Origin of the sequence: Streptomyces sp. NPDC050610 (assembly GCF_040654875.1) — a bacterium.
GTDB lineage: Bacteria > Actinomycetota > Actinomycetes > Streptomycetales > Streptomycetaceae > Streptomyces.
Map to the genome: position 1 here is coordinate 394,290 of NZ_JBFAIV010000001.1, position 16,812 is coordinate 411,101.

The 16,812-nt window shown below is 71.0% G+C and carries 16 protein-coding genes; 8 read left to right on the forward strand and 8 right to left on the reverse strand.

What is annotated here, in order from left to right; genetic code table 11:
- Positions 1–163 precede the first annotated feature (163 nt).
- The 3 genes from AB0I22_RS01825 to AB0I22_RS01835 all read right to left on the reverse strand — a co-directional run bounded on the left by AB0I22_RS01825 (position 164) and on the right by AB0I22_RS01835 (position 2,358).
- The gene (locus AB0I22_RS01825; RefSeq protein WP_363128605.1) at positions 164–409 is read right to left on the reverse strand and encodes a hypothetical protein; all 246 of its coding nucleotides are present in this window, start codon (positions 407–409) and stop codon (positions 164–166) included.
- Between the two features lie 377 nt (positions 410–786).
- Positions 787–1,248 (reverse strand): helix-turn-helix domain-containing protein, encoded by a 462-nt coding sequence (locus AB0I22_RS01830; RefSeq protein WP_363128708.1) that lies wholly within the window; start codon positions 1,246–1,248, stop codon positions 787–789.
- A 381-nt stretch (positions 1,249–1,629) separates the two neighbouring features.
- On the reverse strand, positions 1,630–2,358 hold the full coding sequence (locus AB0I22_RS01835) for a dienelactone hydrolase family protein (RefSeq protein WP_363128606.1): 729 nt from the start codon (positions 2,356–2,358) through the stop codon (positions 1,630–1,632).
- A 301-nt stretch (positions 2,359–2,659) separates the two neighbouring features.
- On the opposite strand from AB0I22_RS01835, the gene AB0I22_RS01840 reads away from it, so the two are divergent.
- From AB0I22_RS01840 to AB0I22_RS01855, 4 genes are all read left to right on the forward strand, one after another.
- The gene (locus tag AB0I22_RS01840) at positions 2,660–3,232 is read left to right on the forward strand and encodes a pYEATS domain-containing protein (RefSeq protein WP_363128607.1); all 573 of its coding nucleotides are present in this window, start codon (positions 2,660–2,662) and stop codon (positions 3,230–3,232) included.
- Between the two features lie 148 nt (positions 3,233–3,380).
- Positions 3,381–4,796, forward strand: coding sequence for a serine hydrolase domain-containing protein (locus AB0I22_RS01845; protein ID WP_363128608.1), 1,416 nt, complete (start codon positions 3,381–3,383; stop codon positions 4,794–4,796).
- Positions 4,797–5,147: 351 nt separating this feature from the next.
- A complete protein-coding gene (locus tag AB0I22_RS01850; protein ID WP_363128609.1) occupies positions 5,148–6,275 on the forward strand; it encodes an aminotransferase class V-fold PLP-dependent enzyme in 1,128 nt (375 codons plus the stop codon).
- Between the two features lie 423 nt (positions 6,276–6,698).
- Complete coding sequence (locus AB0I22_RS01855) at positions 6,699–7,463, forward strand: helix-turn-helix domain-containing protein (RefSeq protein ID WP_363128610.1); 765 nt, start codon at positions 6,699–6,701, stop codon at positions 7,461–7,463.
- 192 nt (positions 7,464–7,655) lie between these two features.
- Here AB0I22_RS01855 and AB0I22_RS01860 read toward each other — a convergent pair whose 3' ends face one another.
- Both AB0I22_RS01860 and AB0I22_RS01865 read right to left on the reverse strand, forming a co-directional pair.
- Positions 7,656–8,108, reverse strand: a complete 453-nt coding sequence (locus AB0I22_RS01860; RefSeq protein ID WP_363128611.1) for a GNAT family N-acetyltransferase — start codon at positions 8,106–8,108, stop codon at positions 7,656–7,658.
- A gap of 57 nt (positions 8,109–8,165) precedes the next feature.
- Positions 8,166–8,672, reverse strand: coding sequence for a MarR family transcriptional regulator (locus tag AB0I22_RS01865; protein WP_363128612.1), 507 nt, complete (start codon positions 8,670–8,672; stop codon positions 8,166–8,168).
- Between the two features lie 315 nt (positions 8,673–8,987).
- On the opposite strand from AB0I22_RS01865, the gene AB0I22_RS01870 reads away from it, so the two are divergent.
- Positions 8,988–10,223 (forward strand): MFS transporter, encoded by a 1,236-nt coding sequence (locus AB0I22_RS01870; RefSeq protein ID WP_363128613.1) that lies wholly within the window; start codon positions 8,988–8,990, stop codon positions 10,221–10,223.
- A gap of 85 nt (positions 10,224–10,308) precedes the next feature.
- Here AB0I22_RS01870 and AB0I22_RS01875 read toward each other — a convergent pair whose 3' ends face one another.
- Positions 10,309–10,950: a DUF2269 domain-containing protein gene (locus AB0I22_RS01875; RefSeq protein WP_363128614.1), complete on the reverse strand. Its 642-nt coding sequence runs from the start codon at positions 10,948–10,950 to the stop codon at positions 10,309–10,311.
- Positions 10,951–11,104: 154 nt separating this feature from the next.
- On the opposite strand from AB0I22_RS01875, the gene AB0I22_RS01880 reads away from it, so the two are divergent.
- From AB0I22_RS01880 to AB0I22_RS01890, 3 genes are all read left to right on the forward strand, one after another.
- Complete coding sequence (locus tag AB0I22_RS01880) at positions 11,105–11,737, forward strand: HAD-IB family phosphatase (protein ID WP_363128615.1); 633 nt, start codon at positions 11,105–11,107, stop codon at positions 11,735–11,737.
- Between the two features lie 502 nt (positions 11,738–12,239).
- On the forward strand, positions 12,240–13,997 hold the full coding sequence (locus AB0I22_RS01885; protein WP_363128616.1) for a globin domain-containing protein: 1,758 nt from the start codon (positions 12,240–12,242) through the stop codon (positions 13,995–13,997).
- Positions 13,998–14,095: 98 nt separating this feature from the next.
- The gene (locus AB0I22_RS01890) at positions 14,096–15,049 is read left to right on the forward strand and encodes a pyridoxamine 5'-phosphate oxidase family protein (protein WP_363128617.1); all 954 of its coding nucleotides are present in this window, start codon (positions 14,096–14,098) and stop codon (positions 15,047–15,049) included.
- Between the two features lie 66 nt (positions 15,050–15,115).
- Here AB0I22_RS01890 and AB0I22_RS01895 read toward each other — a convergent pair whose 3' ends face one another.
- Together AB0I22_RS01895 and AB0I22_RS01900 are read right to left on the reverse strand one after the other, a co-directional pair.
- Positions 15,116–15,676 carry an NUDIX hydrolase gene (locus tag AB0I22_RS01895; RefSeq protein WP_363128618.1) on the reverse strand — a complete coding sequence of 187 codons (561 nt, stop codon included), beginning with the start codon at positions 15,674–15,676 and terminating at the stop codon, positions 15,116–15,118.
- Positions 15,677–15,823: 147 nt separating this feature from the next.
- Positions 15,824–16,720 carry a LysR family transcriptional regulator gene (locus AB0I22_RS01900; RefSeq protein ID WP_363128619.1) on the reverse strand — a complete coding sequence of 299 codons (897 nt, stop codon included), beginning with the start codon at positions 16,718–16,720 and terminating at the stop codon, positions 15,824–15,826.
- Positions 16,721–16,812 lie beyond the last annotated feature (92 nt).

A 16,812-nucleotide genomic window follows, 5' to 3' on the forward strand; every position in this document is an offset into this window, starting at 1 on the left:
GGCGGCTCCTCCGGCCCCCGTTCAGGGGGTGGAGGAGCCGCCTTCGTCCGTCGCGTCAGCGGAATGTCCGGTACGGGCGGGTGCGGCGTCCGGTTCTCCGATGAGCGCGCGGTCAAGGAGACCGGGCCTCGGTGGAGAGGGCCGGAGGCGACCCGCTTCGGACTCAGCCCCGGTAGAAGACCATCATGCTGCCCGGGTTCTGGGGTTCGCGTTCGCAGTGGACGATCGTGACGTGGTGACCCGCTCCCATGTCCATCTCCCGCTGGTTCTCCTTGGTGAAGCAGTCCGTCGCGGGGTCGCCCTGCGTTTCGACGAAGGGGAGGTCGGCAGCCTGGGCCGCTCCGATGGCCAGGCCGGAGAAGGCCAGGACGCTGGCGGCGGCGACTGCTGCGCGCTGGAACTTGCGCATGTTTTCTCTCCTTTACGTGCCTACGTGCAGTGGTGCGTGTGCGCCTCTGCGGCGCACGGGCCCGCTACTCGCGGAGCGCGGCCGACGGACCGGCCCCGCGGGCGGCCGGAGTCGTGTCCGGCCGTGGCAAAGCGTCGCGTTGCGCTTCGAGTTCTCCCCGGGCACTGAGCAGTCGATCACACGAACGGGTGGGTCTCCAAGTGCTCGCGGTCCCTGTTACAGGGGTACAACAGACCAGCCGGAGTCGATTTCCCGGGCGCCGATCCGAGGCCGAAGCGGAACCCGCTCGGCTGCTCCAGGAGTTCAGACGCCGATCTCCGCCCACCTGCGCCGACGAGCTCACGTTCCATCGACACCGAGTAACCGATCGCGGCCGGCTAACTCCCCGCTGACTGGCCGCCAGTGGGGAATCGCGGCCGGCGACTGTCGCCTTGGCGGCAGCCGGCACCGTCAAAGGCCCCCTCGACTCGGTCCGTTTCGGACTCTTGTCGGTCTGTTTCGGGCTCTTGGAATTCCACCACGGCCGCGCCGTGCTCGTGGGCCCACTCGGTCAGGGCGGCGATCGGCTTCACCAGCGTCCCGCCCAAGTCGGTCAGTACGTACTCGACCTTGCCGGCCTCGGCATGGCGGTCGACCAGGCCGTACCCCTGCAACCGCCGCAGCGTCTGGGTCAGCACCTTCCGCGAGATCCCGCCGATCAGGTCGACCAACTCGCCGTGCCTGCACGGTTTCCGGCTCAACGCGAACAGCACGACCACCGACCACTTGTCGGCGACGATCTCGATCGCCAGCCGAGCCGGGCAGTCGGCGAGGAAGACGCTGCCGGAGTACTCACGCATGCCCAGACGGTAGCCCGCCGCCAGGAACCTGGAGGTACCTGCCGCCTCAATAGCGTCCACGGCGGAAGCCGCTGAGCAAGGGGGCCGGGATGAGGGCAGAGGCCGAACGGCCGGGCGGGCGGAAGGTCGTCGCGCTGGTCATCGTCGCGTTGGAGCTGTGGTCGCCAGGGCACTGGCCCGCCTACGCGCCGATGGCTGCGGCGTGGCCGCCATCCTGCTGCTGCCCGTGGACTCGGGCATGCCCAGGCCCGCCGGAGCGAGACTTTCGCCGAGGCTTGCGGCGGCTCGGGTTCTGTGTCGTTCCCTCCCCGCTGTCGTGCCAGGGCGGATGGACGGATGGACGGATGGACGGGTGGTGGGCCGCAGGTCTGATGCTCCGGCTCAGTCCGTTACGGGCAGGCACTCGGCGAGCAGGTCGAGGATGTCGCGCCAGGCTCGCTGCGCGTGCTGCGGGTGGTGGCCGACGCCGGGGCGCACGGTGTGGTCGACCGGCGGGTGGTGGAAGGCGTGCTGGGCTCCGCCGTAGACCACGAGGCACCAGTCGAGGCCCGCGGCCTGCATCTCGGCGGCGAAGGCGTCCCGTTGCTCGGCGGGCATGATCGGGTCCTCCGATCCGACGCCGGCCCATACCGGGCAGCGGATGCGCGCCGCCTCGCCCGGTCGGCCCGTGATCAGCGCGTTGACCGTGCCGATCGCACGTAGGTCGACGCCGTCGCGCCCGAGTTCCAGCACGATCGCGCCCCCGGTGCCGTAGCCGATGCCGGCGATGCGGTCGGGGTCGGTCCGCGGTTCGGCGCGCAGCACATCGAGTGCCGCGTGGCCGATGCCCCGCATCCGGTCGGGGTCGGCGAGCAGGGGGGTGGTGTGCGCCAGCATCTCCTGCGGGTCGGCGAGCCAGTGCCCGCCGTTGATGTCGAAGGCCAGCGCCACGTAACCCAGTTCGGCGAGGGCGTCGGCCCGGCGGCGCTGGAAATCGTTGAGGCCCGGCCCCTCGGGCCCGATCAGGACCGCGGGGCGGCGGTCGTCGGAGCCGGCGGGGAGTGCGAGGTGCCCGACCATCGTCAGGCCGTCGGCCGGGTATTCGACGGTATGTGTGGTGATCGTCGTCATGGGATTGGACTGTAATGACCGTCGAGCCCGGACGGGCCGGTCTTCACCGTGGGCGGAACTCCGCGGGTTCGGGCCCGTGTTCGTATGTGGATGCCGAGTCGGGGGCGGGCATGGGCGAGTACGTGCCTTCACCGGCCGGCGCCGCTACTTGCCGAATCCTTCGCCGGGTTCGCAGGTCTCTCGGTGAGCGCACGTGTTCGCCGGTCCCTCGGCCGGCGCAGATGTGTTGTGACGCGTACACGACCAGTGGGAGACTGCACCGGCCGGTCGGCGCCGACCCGGCGGGGCGCCTGGGGGGAACATGAAGGACTGGCTGTCTCTTCTACAGGCCATCATCTGGCCGGGCGTAGTGCTGATCCTCGTGTTCAAGTTCCGCGCCGGGTTGGGGCGGCTCATCGAAGCGGTCAACAGCCGAGTCGAACGCGGCGATTCCTTCGAGGCGGGCACATCAGGGATCAGGCTCGGGCCCTCGTCGCCGCGGACCCCGACCGGGGACGAGCCCCGGCCGGGCGCGCAGCCCGTTCTCGAAGCGCCGCCGCCGTTGGCCGAACTGTCCGAGGGCCGGCCCGAATCCGCTCCGAGTGTTCATTTGGTGCACAGCGCTCATCGCGAGAGCGCGATCGACCGCAACGGATACCGGTACTTTCGGGTCCGTATCGCCCTTGAGGGAGATACGGACTCCGATCTCGACCGTGTCGCCGATGTCGTCTACCACCTGCACCCGACATTCCGGGACCCCGACCGCACCGTCACGGACCGTTCGACCGGTTTCGCGCTCAACACGGCGGCCTGGGGAACGTTCAACCTGACGGCCGATGTCCATGTGAAGGGCAGCGACGAGCCCATCCGGCTGGAGCGGTACCTGAACTTCTGACCGCGCGGGCCGCCCATCCCGACCTAGTGGCCGGAAACCCGAGGTCGGGGTAGGTGCCGGTACGGCTTCGCCAGCGCTATGGGAGGGGTGATGGCCGTACGCCCGTAATGCCGGTGAACGCGCGGCGGGCACGTCCTAGGGTGCGGACATGACCGCATCCTTCGCAGACGCAGAGTTCCACGACTTGCTGCCCGCCACCCGCAGGGCCCTCGCGCACCGCATCGCCGTCGCCCAGGCCGAGGGCCGTTCACCCTCGCTGATGGGGGCGGTGGTGCGGGAGGGGGAGCTGGTGTGGTCAGGAGGGCGCGGAGCGGTCGACGGGCGGGTCCCCGGGTCCGATACGCAGTACCGGATCGGTTCGATCACCAAGACGTTCATCGCCGTCCTGGTGCTGCGGCTACGCGACGAGGGGCTGCTCGACCTCGCCGACCCGCTGCGCAAGCACCTGGACCTGAACCTGGACCTGACCGGAGCCCCGCCCGAGGCGGGGGACGCGACGGTCGCCCAGCTCCTCTCGCACACCGCGGGGCTGGCCGCCGAGGCGCGCGGGCCGTGGTGGGAGCGTACGGAGGGCGCGCTCCGGCCCGCGCTGACGGACGTGTTCGGCGAGGGGCCGCAGCCCCATCCGGCCGGTCGTCGGCACCACTACTCCAACCCCGGTTTCGCGCTGCTGGGCGCGCTCGTCGAGCGGCTGCGCGGCGGTACGCCTTGGCACGAGGTGCTGCGGCGCGAGGTGCTGGAACCGCTGGGCATGGACCGTACGACCCCGCTGCCCGAGGCGCCGCACGCCGACGGCTGGGCGGTCCATCCGTGGGCCGACGTGCTGCAACCGGAACCCGCGGTCGACACGGGGCTGATGGGACCGGCGGGGCAGTTGTGGTCCACGGCCGGGGACCTCGGGCGGTTCGCCGCGTTCCTGCTGCACGGTGACGAGCGGGTGCTGAGCGCGGAAACGCTGGCCAAGATGCGCGAGCCCGCGTCCGGGCCGGAGGGCGAGCACTGGGACGGCGGGTACGGGCTGGGTGTGCAGCTGATCCGTTCGCAGGGCCGGCTGCTCTTCGGGCACACCGGTTCCATGCCCGGCTTCGTCGCCGCGCTGTGGGTGAACGCCGCCGACGCCGTCGCCGGGATCGCGCTGGCCAACGTCACCGCCGGGCCGCCGACCGGGGCCGTCGCCGCCGATCTCGTACGGATCGTCGCGGACCGCGAACCGCGCTTCCCGCGGCCGTGGCAGCCGCTGCCCGCCGCCGATGCGGAGCTGCTGGCCCTGACCGGGCCCTGGTACTGGGGCGCTACTCCCCTCGCGCTGCGGCTCCGCGCCGACCGCGGGCTGGAGCTCAGGGGCCTCGCCGGGCAGGGCCGGGCGTCGCGCTTCCGCGCGGAGGCGGACGGGACCTGGACCGGCCTGGACGGCTACTACGCGGGCGAGGTGCTGCGGGTGGTCCGTACCGAAGCGGGCGAGGTCAGCCACCTCGACATCGGTACGTTCGTCTTCACCCGGCAGCCGTACGAGCCGGGGGACGCGGCGGTTCCGGGGGGCGTCCACCCGGAGGGATGGCGGTAGGAGACCCGAGGGCGGCCACTGGCTATCGAGGCGCGGCGATCGGCCGCCGAGGGGCTGCGATCGACCACCGATATCGACCACCGATGGGGTGGCGATAGGCCGCCGAGGGGCGGTGGGGCGTGCGCATTCCTGAAGGGCGGCGGCAGGAAGGCCGGGGCCTTCGCGTCGGGCGGTCCGTACCGCTCCGGTCCGACGGCCGACCGGGCCCCGGTGCGCGGCGAGCGGCGGACGTACGCTCGGGGCGAGATATCGGGCCGCCGTGCGCGGCGTATCACCGGGAATCTGGAATCCGGAATCTGGTTTTTGGATTCAGGATTCCGGAATCCGGATTCTGCAAACTGGAAGGCCACCGTGACTGCTGCGAACCCCGTACCGGCCCTGCTCGACCTGCCGCCGATCACCGCCGCTCACTTCGCGCGCATCGAGGACAAGATCGCCTCGCTGCTGCGTACGCGCGCCGACGTCGTCGTGATGCAGGGCGAGGCGCTGCTGCCGCTGGAGGCGTGCATCCGCTCGGCCGTGCGCCCGGGCTCCACCGCGCTGAACGTCGTCACCGGCCCGTACGGCGAGACGTTCGGCGGCTGGCTGCGTTCCTGCGGGGCGGAGGTGGTCACCGTCACCGCGCCGTTCAGCGGCGCGGTGAGCCCGCGGCAGGTGGCGGACGCGCTGCGCGAACGTCCCGAGATCGACTTCGTGAGCCTGGTGCACGCCGAGGCCGCTACCGGCAACACCAACCCCGTCGCCGAGATCGGGGCCGTGGTGCGCGAGCACGGCGCGCTGCTGATGCTCGACGCCGTCGCCTCCGTGGCCGCCGAGCCGCTGCTGACCGACGAGTGGGGCGTGGACCTGTGCGTCATCGGCGGCCAGAAGGCGATGGCGGGGCCCGCCGGGGTCTCCGCCGTCTCCGTCAGCGACCGCGCCTGGGCGCGGATCGCCGACAATCCGCAGGCCCCGCGACGCTCGTACCTTTCGCTCCTGGACTGGAAGGAGCGCTGGATCGACGGCGGCCGCGCCGCGCTGCCGCACGCGCCGGCCCAGCTGGAGATGCTCGCGCTCGAACAGGCCGCGGACCGCGTCGAGGCCGCCGGCCTGGACGCCGTCATCGCCCGCCACCGGGGAGCGGCCGCGGCCACCCGCGCAGGTGTACGGACGCTGGGCGCCCTTACTCCCTACGTCACCCGGGACGGGGATGCCGCCCCGGTCGCCACCACGCTGCGGGCCCCCGAGGGAATGGACGCGCGCGAACTGGTCGCTGCCGCCTTGGCCGCCGACGCGGCCGTACCGGTGCAGGCGGCCGCGGGCGAGCTCGCCAAGGAGATGATCCGCGTCAACCACTACGGCCTGGCCGCCGACCGTTCCGTCGTGCTCGCCTCGCTGGCGGCGCTGGCCGAGGGGCTGCGCGCGCTGGGAGCTGCTGACGTGTCGGGGACCGCGGCGGCGGAGGCGGCGGAGGCCGCCTGGTCCGGAGTCGTGGGCTGACAGAGGCCGACGCCGGGAGCTGGCGGGGGCTGGTGGGGCGGGGCATACGGGCGTACGGGCGTACGAGCTGGTGGGCGTACGGGTGAACGGGCGCGGCGGTTGCTGTGCTTGAGCGGCTGTACGCCCATTGTTCGGCCCTTTTATCGAACTCCAGTTCGGTGCGTGAAGGTGCGCGACGCGACGACGGGGCGGATCGTTGACCGTGCGGGTGTCGACGTCCACACGTGCGCTGCCGGACGCTGTTTTCCGCTGCGCGCGGGGTCGTTGCGGGCGCTGTCGCTCCCTCCACTTTCTGAACCTGTTTCGGCTTCGCGCCCTTTTCGATCATGCTCTATGGCCCTGGCTACAATCGGAATGCCGCACCCGCTTGCCTCGCGGGGCGGTCGTAGCGTTCGCCGCCCTCGCCTTCAGGAGCCCCGACAGATGAAGCGCCCCGTCGCCGCCCCCTCCCGCGCGGACGCGCGGCGCAACAGGGCGCTCGTGCTGACGGCGGCCCGATCGGCTTTCGCGGAGCGGGGAATGGACGTTCCGCTCGGGGAGATCGCACGGCGTGCGGGGGTCGGCGCGGGCACGGTCTACCGCCATTTCCCGTCAAAGGAAGCGCTGTTCGAGGCGGCGGTCGTGGACCGGATACGGCTGTTCGTCGATACGGCACGGGAGTTGGCCGACGTGCCCGACCCCGGGTCGGTCTTCTTCCGCTTCCTGGCGTCGGTGGTGCGGCTGACCGCGCGGAACAAGGCGCTGTGCGACGCGCTGGAGGCGGGCGGTGAGGAGCGGTTCGGGGCGTCCGCCGAACTGGTGCGGGAGTTCGCGCGAGCCCTGGAGATACTCCTGACGAGGGCTCAGAAAGCGGGAGCCGTAAGGCGGGACGTGGATATCGCCGATGTTCGGGCGCTGCTGCTGGCGTGTCTGTCGATGGAACGGCGGAGGGGTGCGGGTGCTGTGCCGGGCCGGGGCGCGGCGCTGGTGTGCGACAGCTTGCGGCCGGGGCAGCACGTGACGAAACTGCCCGTCGCCGAGCAGAAGGCCCGGAAAATGCCTAATGGCCGTAATGTTCGTAACGAAACCGGCTGTGCGGTGTGCGGCACGTCTGTGTCCGCCGCTCGTACGGGCCGGCCCGCCCGGTACTGCGGTGGCGCGTGCCGCCAGAAGGCCCACCGCGAGCGTGCCCGGGTCCGGGGCGTCTAGGAGCGATGCGGATGGGAGCCCGGCCCGGCTCCGAAGAGACCGGCGACAACCGACCCGGCCTCGGTCCGACCGGCTTCGGCCCGGCCGGCTTCGATCCGGCCGGCTTCGGTCCGACCGTCTTCGGTCCGGCCCGCATCAGGTGGTCGAAGGCGCGATCAGTCGGACGAAGGCCCCCTTCTCGGGGGCCCGCGCCTAGAGCTGGTACTTGAAGCCGAGGTGCGACGCCTCGAAGCCGAGCCGCTCGTAGAACCGGTGCGCGTCCACGCGCACCGCGTCCGACGTGAGCTGTACCAGTTGGCACCCCTCGGTGCGCGAGGTGGCGATGGCCCACTCGATGAGCTCGGTGCCGAGGCCGCTGCCGCGCGCGTCCGCGTGTATGCGCACGCTCTCGATGATCGAGCGGGTCGCGCCCTGCCTCGACAGGCCCGGGATGATGGTGAGTTGGAGGGTGCCGATGATCTGGCCCTCGCGGACCGCCACGGCCACGTACTGGTGGGGGTCCGAGGCCAGGCGGGCGAAGGCGGTGCGGTAGGGAGTGAGGTCGTCGGGGGTTTCGCGCAGCGCGCCGAGCTCGTCGTCGGCGAGCAGGGCCACGATGGCCGGGATGTCGTCGGCGGTCGCCCGCCGGATCTCGATGTCACTCATGGCCCGGACCTTACGCGGACGGCCCGCGAAATGATCAAGTACCCGGTCGGGCGCCGGTCAGGAAGCGGGTGTCAGGGACCGTAGGGCGCTGACGAGCGGAGCCAGTTCGGGGTGGTTCGCCGCCTCTTGGAGTGATTCGTTCAGTGCGGCGTCGTGCGTCGGCCGGGCCGCGTCGAGGAGCGTACGGCCGGCGTCGGTGACGTCCGTGTAGATGCCGCGACGGTCGGTGGGGCAGAGATAGCGGGCCAGCAGGCCGCGGTCCTCCAGCCGGTTGACCAGGCGGGTGGTCGCGCTCTGGCTGAGGACGACGGACTCGGCGACCTGATTCATGCGCAGATGGCTGCTCTCGCCGTCGTGCTGGTAGCCCAGCACGCTCAGCACGGAGTACTCGCGCACGCTCAGCTCGTGTCCGGCCTGGAGGGCGCGCTCGATGTGCGCCTCGATCCGGCCGTGCAGGGAGGAGAGGGCGCACCAGCTCTGGGCGAGGCCCGGCGTGACGGGGCCGCGGGCCCCTTCCGCCGGGGCCGCCGCGCCCGGCGCGGCCGGCACGACCTGCTGAGACATGAGGGGCGCCCCTTTCGGCTCCAACGGCTCGCTGTCGGCTTCTGTCGATGTCATCTGCGTAATCGACGTCTCAACGATGTCAACGGCTTCGTGCGGCTCCGTCGTTCCCGTCGACTCCCCCGGTCCACCGGCCCTCCGGCCCCCGCTCCCGGTTTCGCAGACGGCTTCGCAGACCGTACGGCCAGGATAGCTCAGCCGACCAGGATAGTTCATCATCGCAATAGACCGCGTTTGCAACTAACAAGCGTCTGCAATTATTGTCTACGCCGATAAAGGTCGTTTGCAATCTCTGTAGCACCAAGGAAGGGGCCCGTCATGCCTCTCGCCCTCCTGGCTCTGGCCATCGGAGCGTTCGGGATCGGGACCACCGAGTTCGTGATCTCGGGCCTGCTCCCCGACGTCGCAGCGGATTTCGGCGTCTCCATCCCCACCGCCGGCTTCCTCACCACCGGCTACGCGCTCGGCGTCGTGATCGGCGCCCCGCTGCTCGCCGTCATCGGCAGCCGCATCCCGCGGAAGCGGATGCTGATGGCCCTGATGGGGCTGTTCGTCGCGGGCAACGCGCTCTCCGCCGCCGCCCCCGTCTTCTCCGTGATGCTCGCCGGGCGGATCGTCGCCTCACTCGCGCACGGCGCGTTCTTCGGCATCGGCTCGATCGTCGCCGCCGGCCTGGTCGCGCCGCACAAGAAGGCGGGCGCCATCGCGATGATGTTCACCGGCCTGACCGTCGCCAACGTGGTCGGAGTTCCGCTGGGCACGCTGATCGGCCAGAGCGCGGGCTGGCGCGTGACCTTCTTCATCATCGCCGGGCTCGGCGTACTGGGCCTGCTGGGCATCGCCGCGCTCGTGCCCGCTCAGCCGCGGCCCGAGGGCGGCCGGCTCAGCGGCGAGATCGCCGCCTTCCGCAACCCGCGGGTACTCCTCGCGATGGCCATGACGGTGCTCGGCAGCGGCGGCGTCTTCACCCTCAGCACGTACCTCACGCCCATGATGACCGAGGTCACGGGCTACGCCCCGGTCTCCGTCAGCTGGCTGCTCGTCCTCTTCGGCCTCGGCATGTTCGCCAGCACCCTCATCGCCGGGCGACTCGCCGACCGGGCTCTCATGCCCACCCTTTACGTGTCGCTGAGCGCCCTCGCCGTCGTACTGGCCCTGATGCCGCTCGCCGCGCACAACAAGGTCACGGCGGCCATCGTCATCCCGCTGATCGGGGCCTTCGGCTTCGCGACCATACCGCCTCTGCAGAAGCGGGTGCTCGACCAGACGGCCGATGCCCCGACGCTGGCATCCGCCGTCAACATCGGCGCGTTCAACCTCGGCAACGCCATCGCGGCGTGGCTCGGCGGCGTAGTCATCTCGGCCGGTTTCGGCTACACCGCGCCGACCTTGATCGGCGCGCTGATGGCGGCCGCCGCGGTCGCCGTGGCCCTCGTCTCCGCCATGTTGGAGCGACGGAGCGGTACGGGCGCGCCTGCGGGCCGGGTGGTGGCGGTCGGTGCTGCCGCGACGGCCGAGCGCCGTTCCGCCGACTCCGTGAGCATGGACAGCTGAAACGGACCACGGCCCCCGTTGCTCGCGCATGAGCCGTGGCGCCGTCCGTTCACGAGCCGGAGGACGTTCATGAACCGGTGGACGTTCACGAGCCGGCGGACTTGAGGGGCGCCTCGGTCGCCTGCGCCGTACGAGCAGCGTGGGATGCGTGGGACGCGTGAGCCGTACGGTCGTCCGTGTCGGCTGTACGAGGCGCACGGGCCGTCCCGGCTGTACGAGCCGTACGAGCCGCCGCGCGGGCCCGGCGCCCCCTGGCCGTGAGGCCCCACGGCTTGAGCACGGAGATCGCCGTCATGAAGACGTACAAGGTCAGGGCGACGCTCGGGGCGGCGACGAGGCTGGGGGCCGCAGCCCCGGCGTCCGGCCCCGTGGCCACGGCGGAGGCGGCGGCGTCGATGGTGACCCGCAGGGCGAAGATGCTCGCTCCCGTCGCGACGAGGGTCAGCCAGAACTTGGTGTAGACCCAGCGGTACCGGGCGATGCCCCAGGTGGTGCCGAGGGACAGTACCAACCCGCTGACCAGCGACAACAGGCTGATGGGAATGATCAGCCAGTCACCGAAGATCTTCATGGCGCGGTAGGCGGCCGCAGCCGTCGCCGGGGACCGGGTGAGCGCCCCGGCGATGCCGAGGACCAGCAGGCCGAGCGTGAGCCCGAGCCATCCGACGGACACCGCGACATGGACGAAGAGGGTGGCCCGGCGCACCGGGCGGCTGAGCGGCTTCATGACGACAACGGTGGTCCGTCGCCCGCTCCACGGCGTCTGACAGCGGGAGTATCCCGAGGTACTCGCAGCCGAGTACGGGGCTCCTCCAGCACGCCCGGCTCCCGCGTCCAGTACGCCCGGGGCCCGCGTCCGTACAAGATCTAGGCTCGGTTACATGACGAGACTGCACTTGTTCGACATGGACGGCACGCTGCTGTACGGCACGGCCGCCGCGATCGAGATATCGCGGCAGCTCGGGGTGGAGCGGGAGATCGCCGAGCTGGAGGGAGCGTTCCTGGCCGGCGACATGACGCCGCCGGAGTTCGCGACCCGGGCGTGCGAGCTGTGGGGCGAGCTGCGCGAGGAACAGGTCGCGGCGGCCTTCGCGAACGCCCCGTGGCTGGCGGGCATCCGGGAGGTCTGGGCCGAGATCCGGGCGCGCGGCGAGCGGTGCGCGGTGATCTCGCTCTCGCCGTCGTTCTTCGTGGAGCGGCTGCTGGACTGGGGCGTGGACGAGGCGCGCGGTTCGCGCTGGCCGTCGCTGCCGTTCCGGGAGCCGGTGGATCCGGCAGGCATCCTCAACGTGGCGGCGAAAGTGAGGATTGCGGATGAATTTTGTGAGAAGTTCGGTCTGACCCGGGCGGACTGCGTAGCGTACGGGGACTCGATGTCGGACGTGGCGTTGTTCGCCGCATTGCCGGTGTCGGTCGCGGTGAACGCGGACCATCATGTGCGGGACGCCGCCACGCATGCCTATGCCGGGCGCGATCTCCGGGAGGCATACGAATTGGTCGGTGACCCACGGTAATTGACCGAACCGCACGTGGCACGCGACAAGAACACGCGACAAGAAGTCGCCGACGTCGGCGGCCGAAGGGTTGTGCATTCAACGACGCCCGGTATGGTCGTTCCCGGTTGGGCCGTGACGCGCAATCGTGACCTTCCGTGGGCCACGACGGATGGTCTCACCATAGAGGAACAGGGTTGCTGTTAACCGGACTTCCCGATGATTGTCCGGAGGTGTGAAGGAGGGTGGCATGCTGCGCGGTAGAGAACTGCGTTCAATGTCACATGACTTCGGGCGTTGTCCGTTCTATGACGAACTGTGAGGCTGGTCGGGCGTAGTTAGGAATTCTGCTCCGGCGCCGGATACGGAACCGGTATACGGCACCGGATACGGAACCAGGTCCGGAGCGGCGGCAGAACCGGACCGGACCAGGCCGGAAGCAGATCCGGAACGGGGAATTGCGGGCACCTTCCGACTTCGGAAGTGCGAAGACCGACTGAAAGATGTTCGAGGCGAGGCAACTATGGACGCTCCGACCACCATGTCGGCCGAAGGCGGCAGTTCCGGCGGCGGCGACGACGGCAATGGCGGTGGCGAGTGGGGCTGGTTCAGCCCGAGCAAGAAGCCTTCCCGCCCGCCGCAGCCGAACACCCAAGGGGGCGCCCAAGGGGATGACGGCGAGCAGGACGGGGGCCCGGACCGGGACCGGGAGCGGGAACGGATACCGAGCCGCTCGGTCAGCCCGATACGACCGGTCGGCAGGGGCAACGAGCGCGTCGGCCCCGGTACGTCCAGCGGACCCCACGCCTCCGCACCACCCCCCGCCCCCGCTCCGGCCCCCGCTTCAGGCCCCGGACCCGCCCCCGCGCCCGTACCACCCCCCTCGGCTTTCGAGCCCGCACCCGAACCGGTCACGGCCTCCAAGGCCACGCCTTCATGGGCCGCCGCTTCGTCTCCCGCACGGGACGAGCACCAGCGCGCCGCCGAGCGCGTCCCCGCCCAGGGAACCCGCCCCAAGGCCGATCCGGCTCCGCCCCCTGCCGCGGCCCCGGCGCCGGCCCCCATCACCACGTCGGCGCCCGCAGCCGCGCCGGGCCCCACGCCTGCCGCCGCCCCCGCCACCTCGGTGTTCGAGCTCGCGGAGACCGTTGCCGGCTCCCCCGACGCGCTGCTCATCCGGCGCACGCTGACCGAGATCGAGCCCATCGCGGACAAGGTCACCTCGTACTTCTACGCGCTCCTCTTCGTCCAGCACCCCGACCTGCGGGCGCTCTTCCCCGCGGCCATGGACACCCAGCGCGACCGGCTCTTCAGGGCGCTGCTCACTTCCGCCAAGCTCGTCGACGACCCGGACATCCTCACCGAGTACCTCTCCCACCTCGGCCGCGGGCACCGGAAGTACGGCACCCTGCCCGAGCACTACCCCGCCGTCGGCGAATGCCTGCTCGCCGCGCTCACCCGGTACGCGCCGGAGACCTGGAGCGAGGCCGCCGAGGCCGCGTGGGTGCGCGCGTACACCGCGATCTCGCAGATCATGATCGACGCGGCGGCCGAGAACGAGCGGCACGCCCCCGCCTGGTGGCAGGCCGAAGTCGTCTCCCATGAACGGCGGACGCCGGACATAGCCGTCGTGACCGTACGGCCCGACCAGCCCTATGCCTTCCTCGCAGGCCAGTACACGAGCCTGGAAACCCCCTGGTGGCCGCGTGTATGGCGGCACTACTCCTTCTCGTCCGCGCCCCGCCCGGACGGGCTGCTCTCCTTCCACGTCAAGGCTGTGCCCGCGGGCTGGGTCTCCAGCGCCCTGGTGAACCGCGCCCGCCCCGGCGATGTCATCAGGCTCGGTCCCCCCGCCGGTTCCATGATTGTGGACCACAGCACTGACAACGGGCTGCTGTGCCTGGGCGGCGGCACCGGGATAGCCCCGATCAAGGCCCTCGTCGAGGACGTCGCCGAGCACGGCCGGCGCCGCCCGGTGGATGTCTTCTACGGCGCGCGCCACGACGACGACCTGTACGACATCGACACCATGCTGAGGCTCCAGCGGGCCCACCCCTGGCTCTCCGTGCACTCGGTGGTCTCCGACGGGCCCACCAGCGGTATCGCGGGCCCGCTCCCGGACGCCGTCCGGGAGTACGGGCCGTGGAACACCTATGACGCTTACCTCTCCGGCCCGCCCGGCATGATCCGCAGCGGGGTGGACACACTGAAGGGCATCGGTATTCCGTCCCATCGAATACGGCACGACTCCCTCGAAGAGCTTGTGGCGGCAGGGGGTTGAGTTCTTTGTACGGAGTCGGACCCGAGCAGATCGCTGCCCGCCCGGCGGTAAAAGCGCCCTTGCCGGGCAGTGACGGCGAGCACGAGATGCAACGGCGCATGGGAACGGTGGAGCGGGCCGAGAAGTTCTACGGCGATCAAGTGCTGGACCATCTCAATACGCGTATGCGGGATTTCGTGGCCCGTCAAGAGATGTTCTTCCTGGCCACCGCCGATGGGCGCGGAGAATGCGACAACAGTTTCCGAGCGGGCCCGCCCGGCTTTCTGCGGGTTCTGGACGAGCGCACGCTGATCTACCCGGAATACCGGGGCAACGGAGTCCATGCCAGTCTCGGAAACCTTTCCGAGAATCCCCATCTCGGCATTCTCATGGTCGACTTCACGCATGACCGGATAGGGCTGCACATCAATGGCAGGGCCCGCACCCTTTCCGACGCCGAACTGCGCGCGATCCACCCCGGCCTGCCCATGGACCCCGTCCCGGGCCGCCGCGCCCGGCTGTGGGTGGAGGTCGGCGTCGAGGAGGCGTACATCCACTGCCGCAAGCACATCCCGCACTTGGTGAAGGCGGGCAAGCAGCCACGCGAAACCGAGCGGCGCAACGGTGGTTTACACAACGGCGGTTCATCCGGAGACGGTTCGCGCAATGGCGATCTGCGCAATGGCGAGCGCGGTAACGGCGAGCGGAGCGAGGGGGATTGGGGAACGGACGACTCGCGGCGCAAGGGCGGGGATTTCTTCGGCGCGGCGGCCCAGGCGGCCGAGCGAGCGGCCGGACGGGCGGATGACCAGGACCGGTCGACCGACTTGGACCGTCCGACGGACCGGGACTGGTCGACCGACCTGGACCGTCCGACCGACCGGGGCTGGTCGACCGACCTGGATCGGCCGGCCGACCGCGGCCGGCCGGCGGTCTACGAGCGCGAGACGCGCGGGCGTACGGAAGCCCAGGAGTGGCAGCACCGGGCCGAACGAGTGCTGGAGCAGGCCCGCCGCTGGCAGCCATTGGAGCCGCAGGAACAGCGCGAGTCGTTCAGAGGCTGGTTCGGCTAAGGGGTAAGGGCTGCGGAACTACGGGCGGTGGGGGGCATGCCGGGCCAGGCGGCCCGGCCCCTCGCCTCAGCTCAGGTCCCCCGCGAGGAGCGCCCGTACGCCCTCGATGTTCGCGTCCAGGTAGGAGCGCAGCGAGGGAGGCACCACCTCCACCGAGGCGATGCCCGCTCGCGTGAAGGGGATGCGCACCACGTCGTACGTTCCGCAGGGCTCGTCGACCTCCGGGCCGTGCCGCTGGGAGAGGTCCATCGACGCGAGGCGGCAGACGAAGAAATGCTGCACCTTCACCCCCTGATCCGCCCCCTGATCCACCCCCTGGGCACCGGTTCCGGCGCCGTCCGGGCCCGGGTCCGGGTGTGTGACGGTGTCGACGAAGGCCGGCACCACGTCGGTGACTTTCGCCCCGAGCTCCTCGTCGACCTCCCGGTGGAGGGCGTCGACGACGGTGTCGTCCTCGGGCTCCATGCCACCGCCGGGGGTGATCCAGTACGGGGCCTCGCCGGGCTTCGTGCGCTTGATGAGGATCATTTCGAGGGCGTCGTCCGTACCGCTCCCGGCACCGGCTTCCGCGGCGCTGTCGAGCAGGATGGCACGGGCGGTGCGCTTGACCACTGGACGTTCGGTCATAGGTGACAGATGCCGCGCGGGACGGCCCTCGAAACCCAATGTCACCAGGGAACGGCAGCCGTCCCCGGCCGACAGCGGCAGTCGTCCCCCGCCGACAGCGGCGTCCGCCTCCGCGCGACAGCCGCCGTCCCCGTACGGCGTCCGCCGTCACCAGCCGTCGGCCGCCCGCAGCAGCCAGTCGTGCGCCCGTGCGAGATGGGGGTGGCCGAGCGCTCCGGCGCGTACGACCAGGTAGTACGTGCGCAGCGGCGGCACCGGCGGGTCGAGGAGGGCGACGACCTCGCCCCGGTCGAGGGCGTCGGCGCACAGGTAGCGCGGCAGTACGCCGATGCCGGCCCCGGCGGTGACGCAGGCCAGTACGGATCGCAGGTCGGGGGCGATGACGGCGCCGGAGGCGGTGGGCTCGGCTTCGAAGACGGCGGACCAGTAGCGGGCGACCAGCGGCAGCCGCTCGTGCATCTCCACGACCGGGAGGTGGTCCAGGAGGGGCGCGCCCTTGGCGTGCAGGACGGCGGGTCCGCCGAGCCGGGCGGCCCAGCGGGGCGCGGCGACCAGCACGTGTTCCTCGTCGCACAGGGGGGTGGGGGTCAGCAGCCGGCCGCGCGGGCGGGCGGTGGTGATGACGAGGTCGTGGTGGCCGGCGGCGAGGCCGGTGAGGAGTTCGTCGGTGGTGCCGTGGGCGGCGCGTACGGCGAGGCCCTGGTTGACGAGCGGGGTGAGGGCGGGCAGCGCGCGCAGGGCGGTGAACTCGGGCGGACCGGCCAGGTGCAGGGTGCGGGCGGGCGACTGCTCGTCGATCCCGGCCTCGGTGATCTTCAGCAGGGCGTCGAGGTGCGGCGCGACCTTGTGGGCGAGCTCGTCGCCGGAGGTGGTGGGGGAGACGCCGCGGGCCTGCCGGAGGAAGAGGGGGCGGCCGAGCTGCCGCTCCAGAGTGCGGATCTGGCCGGTGACGGCGGGCTGCGAAAGGCCGAGGAGGGCGGCGGCGCGGGTGAAGGACCCGGCCCGGTGCACGGTGACGAAGGTGCGTAAAAGGGCTAAATCCATTCATTTACCTCGGATCGGTGCCGTCTGCCGTCCTGGTACGGCAGAACTATAAATAAGTCGATAGGGCTGTGGTGTCAGCGTGATTGGACACT

Excerpts from the sequence above, each read along its gene's own strand:
- AB0I22_RS01890 (WP_363128617.1), top strand. The coding sequence starts at position 14,096 with ATGGGAACGGTGGAGCGGGCCGAGAAGTTCTACGGCGATCAAGTGCTG.
- AB0I22_RS01855 (WP_363128610.1), top strand. The coding sequence starts at position 6,699 with ATGAAGCGCCCCGTCGCCGCCCCCTCCCGCGCGGACGCGCGGCGCAAC.
- AB0I22_RS01830 (WP_363128708.1), bottom strand. The coding sequence starts at position 1,248 with ATGCGTGAGTACTCCGGCAGCGTCTTCCTCGCCGACTGCCCGGCTCGG.
- AB0I22_RS01860 (WP_363128611.1), bottom strand. The coding sequence starts at position 8,108 with ATGAGTGACATCGAGATCCGGCGGGCGACCGCCGACGACATCCCGGCC.
- AB0I22_RS01875 (WP_363128614.1), bottom strand. The coding sequence starts at position 10,950 with ATGAAGCCGCTCAGCCGCCCGGTGCGCCGGGCCACCCTCTTCGTCCAT.
- AB0I22_RS01880 (WP_363128615.1), top strand. The coding sequence starts at position 11,105 with ATGACGAGACTGCACTTGTTCGACATGGACGGCACGCTGCTGTACGGC.
- AB0I22_RS01900 (WP_363128619.1), bottom strand. The coding sequence starts at position 16,720 with ATGGATTTAGCCCTTTTACGCACCTTCGTCACCGTGCACCGGGCCGGG.
- AB0I22_RS01825 (WP_363128605.1), bottom strand. The coding sequence starts at position 409 with ATGCGCAAGTTCCAGCGCGCAGCAGTCGCCGCCGCCAGCGTCCTGGCC.
- AB0I22_RS01885 (WP_363128616.1), top strand. The coding sequence starts at position 12,240 with ATGGACGCTCCGACCACCATGTCGGCCGAAGGCGGCAGTTCCGGCGGC.
- AB0I22_RS01840 (WP_363128607.1), top strand. The coding sequence starts at position 2,660 with ATGAAGGACTGGCTGTCTCTTCTACAGGCCATCATCTGGCCGGGCGTA.
- AB0I22_RS01865 (WP_363128612.1), bottom strand. The coding sequence starts at position 8,672 with ATGTCTCAGCAGGTCGTGCCGGCCGCGCCGGGCGCGGCGGCCCCGGCG.
- AB0I22_RS01845 (WP_363128608.1), top strand. The coding sequence starts at position 3,381 with ATGACCGCATCCTTCGCAGACGCAGAGTTCCACGACTTGCTGCCCGCC.
- AB0I22_RS01870 (WP_363128613.1), top strand. The coding sequence starts at position 8,988 with ATGCCTCTCGCCCTCCTGGCTCTGGCCATCGGAGCGTTCGGGATCGGG.
- AB0I22_RS01835 (WP_363128606.1), bottom strand. The coding sequence starts at position 2,358 with ATGACGACGATCACCACACATACCGTCGAATACCCGGCCGACGGCCTG.
- AB0I22_RS01895 (WP_363128618.1), bottom strand. The coding sequence starts at position 15,676 with ATGACCGAACGTCCAGTGGTCAAGCGCACCGCCCGTGCCATCCTGCTC.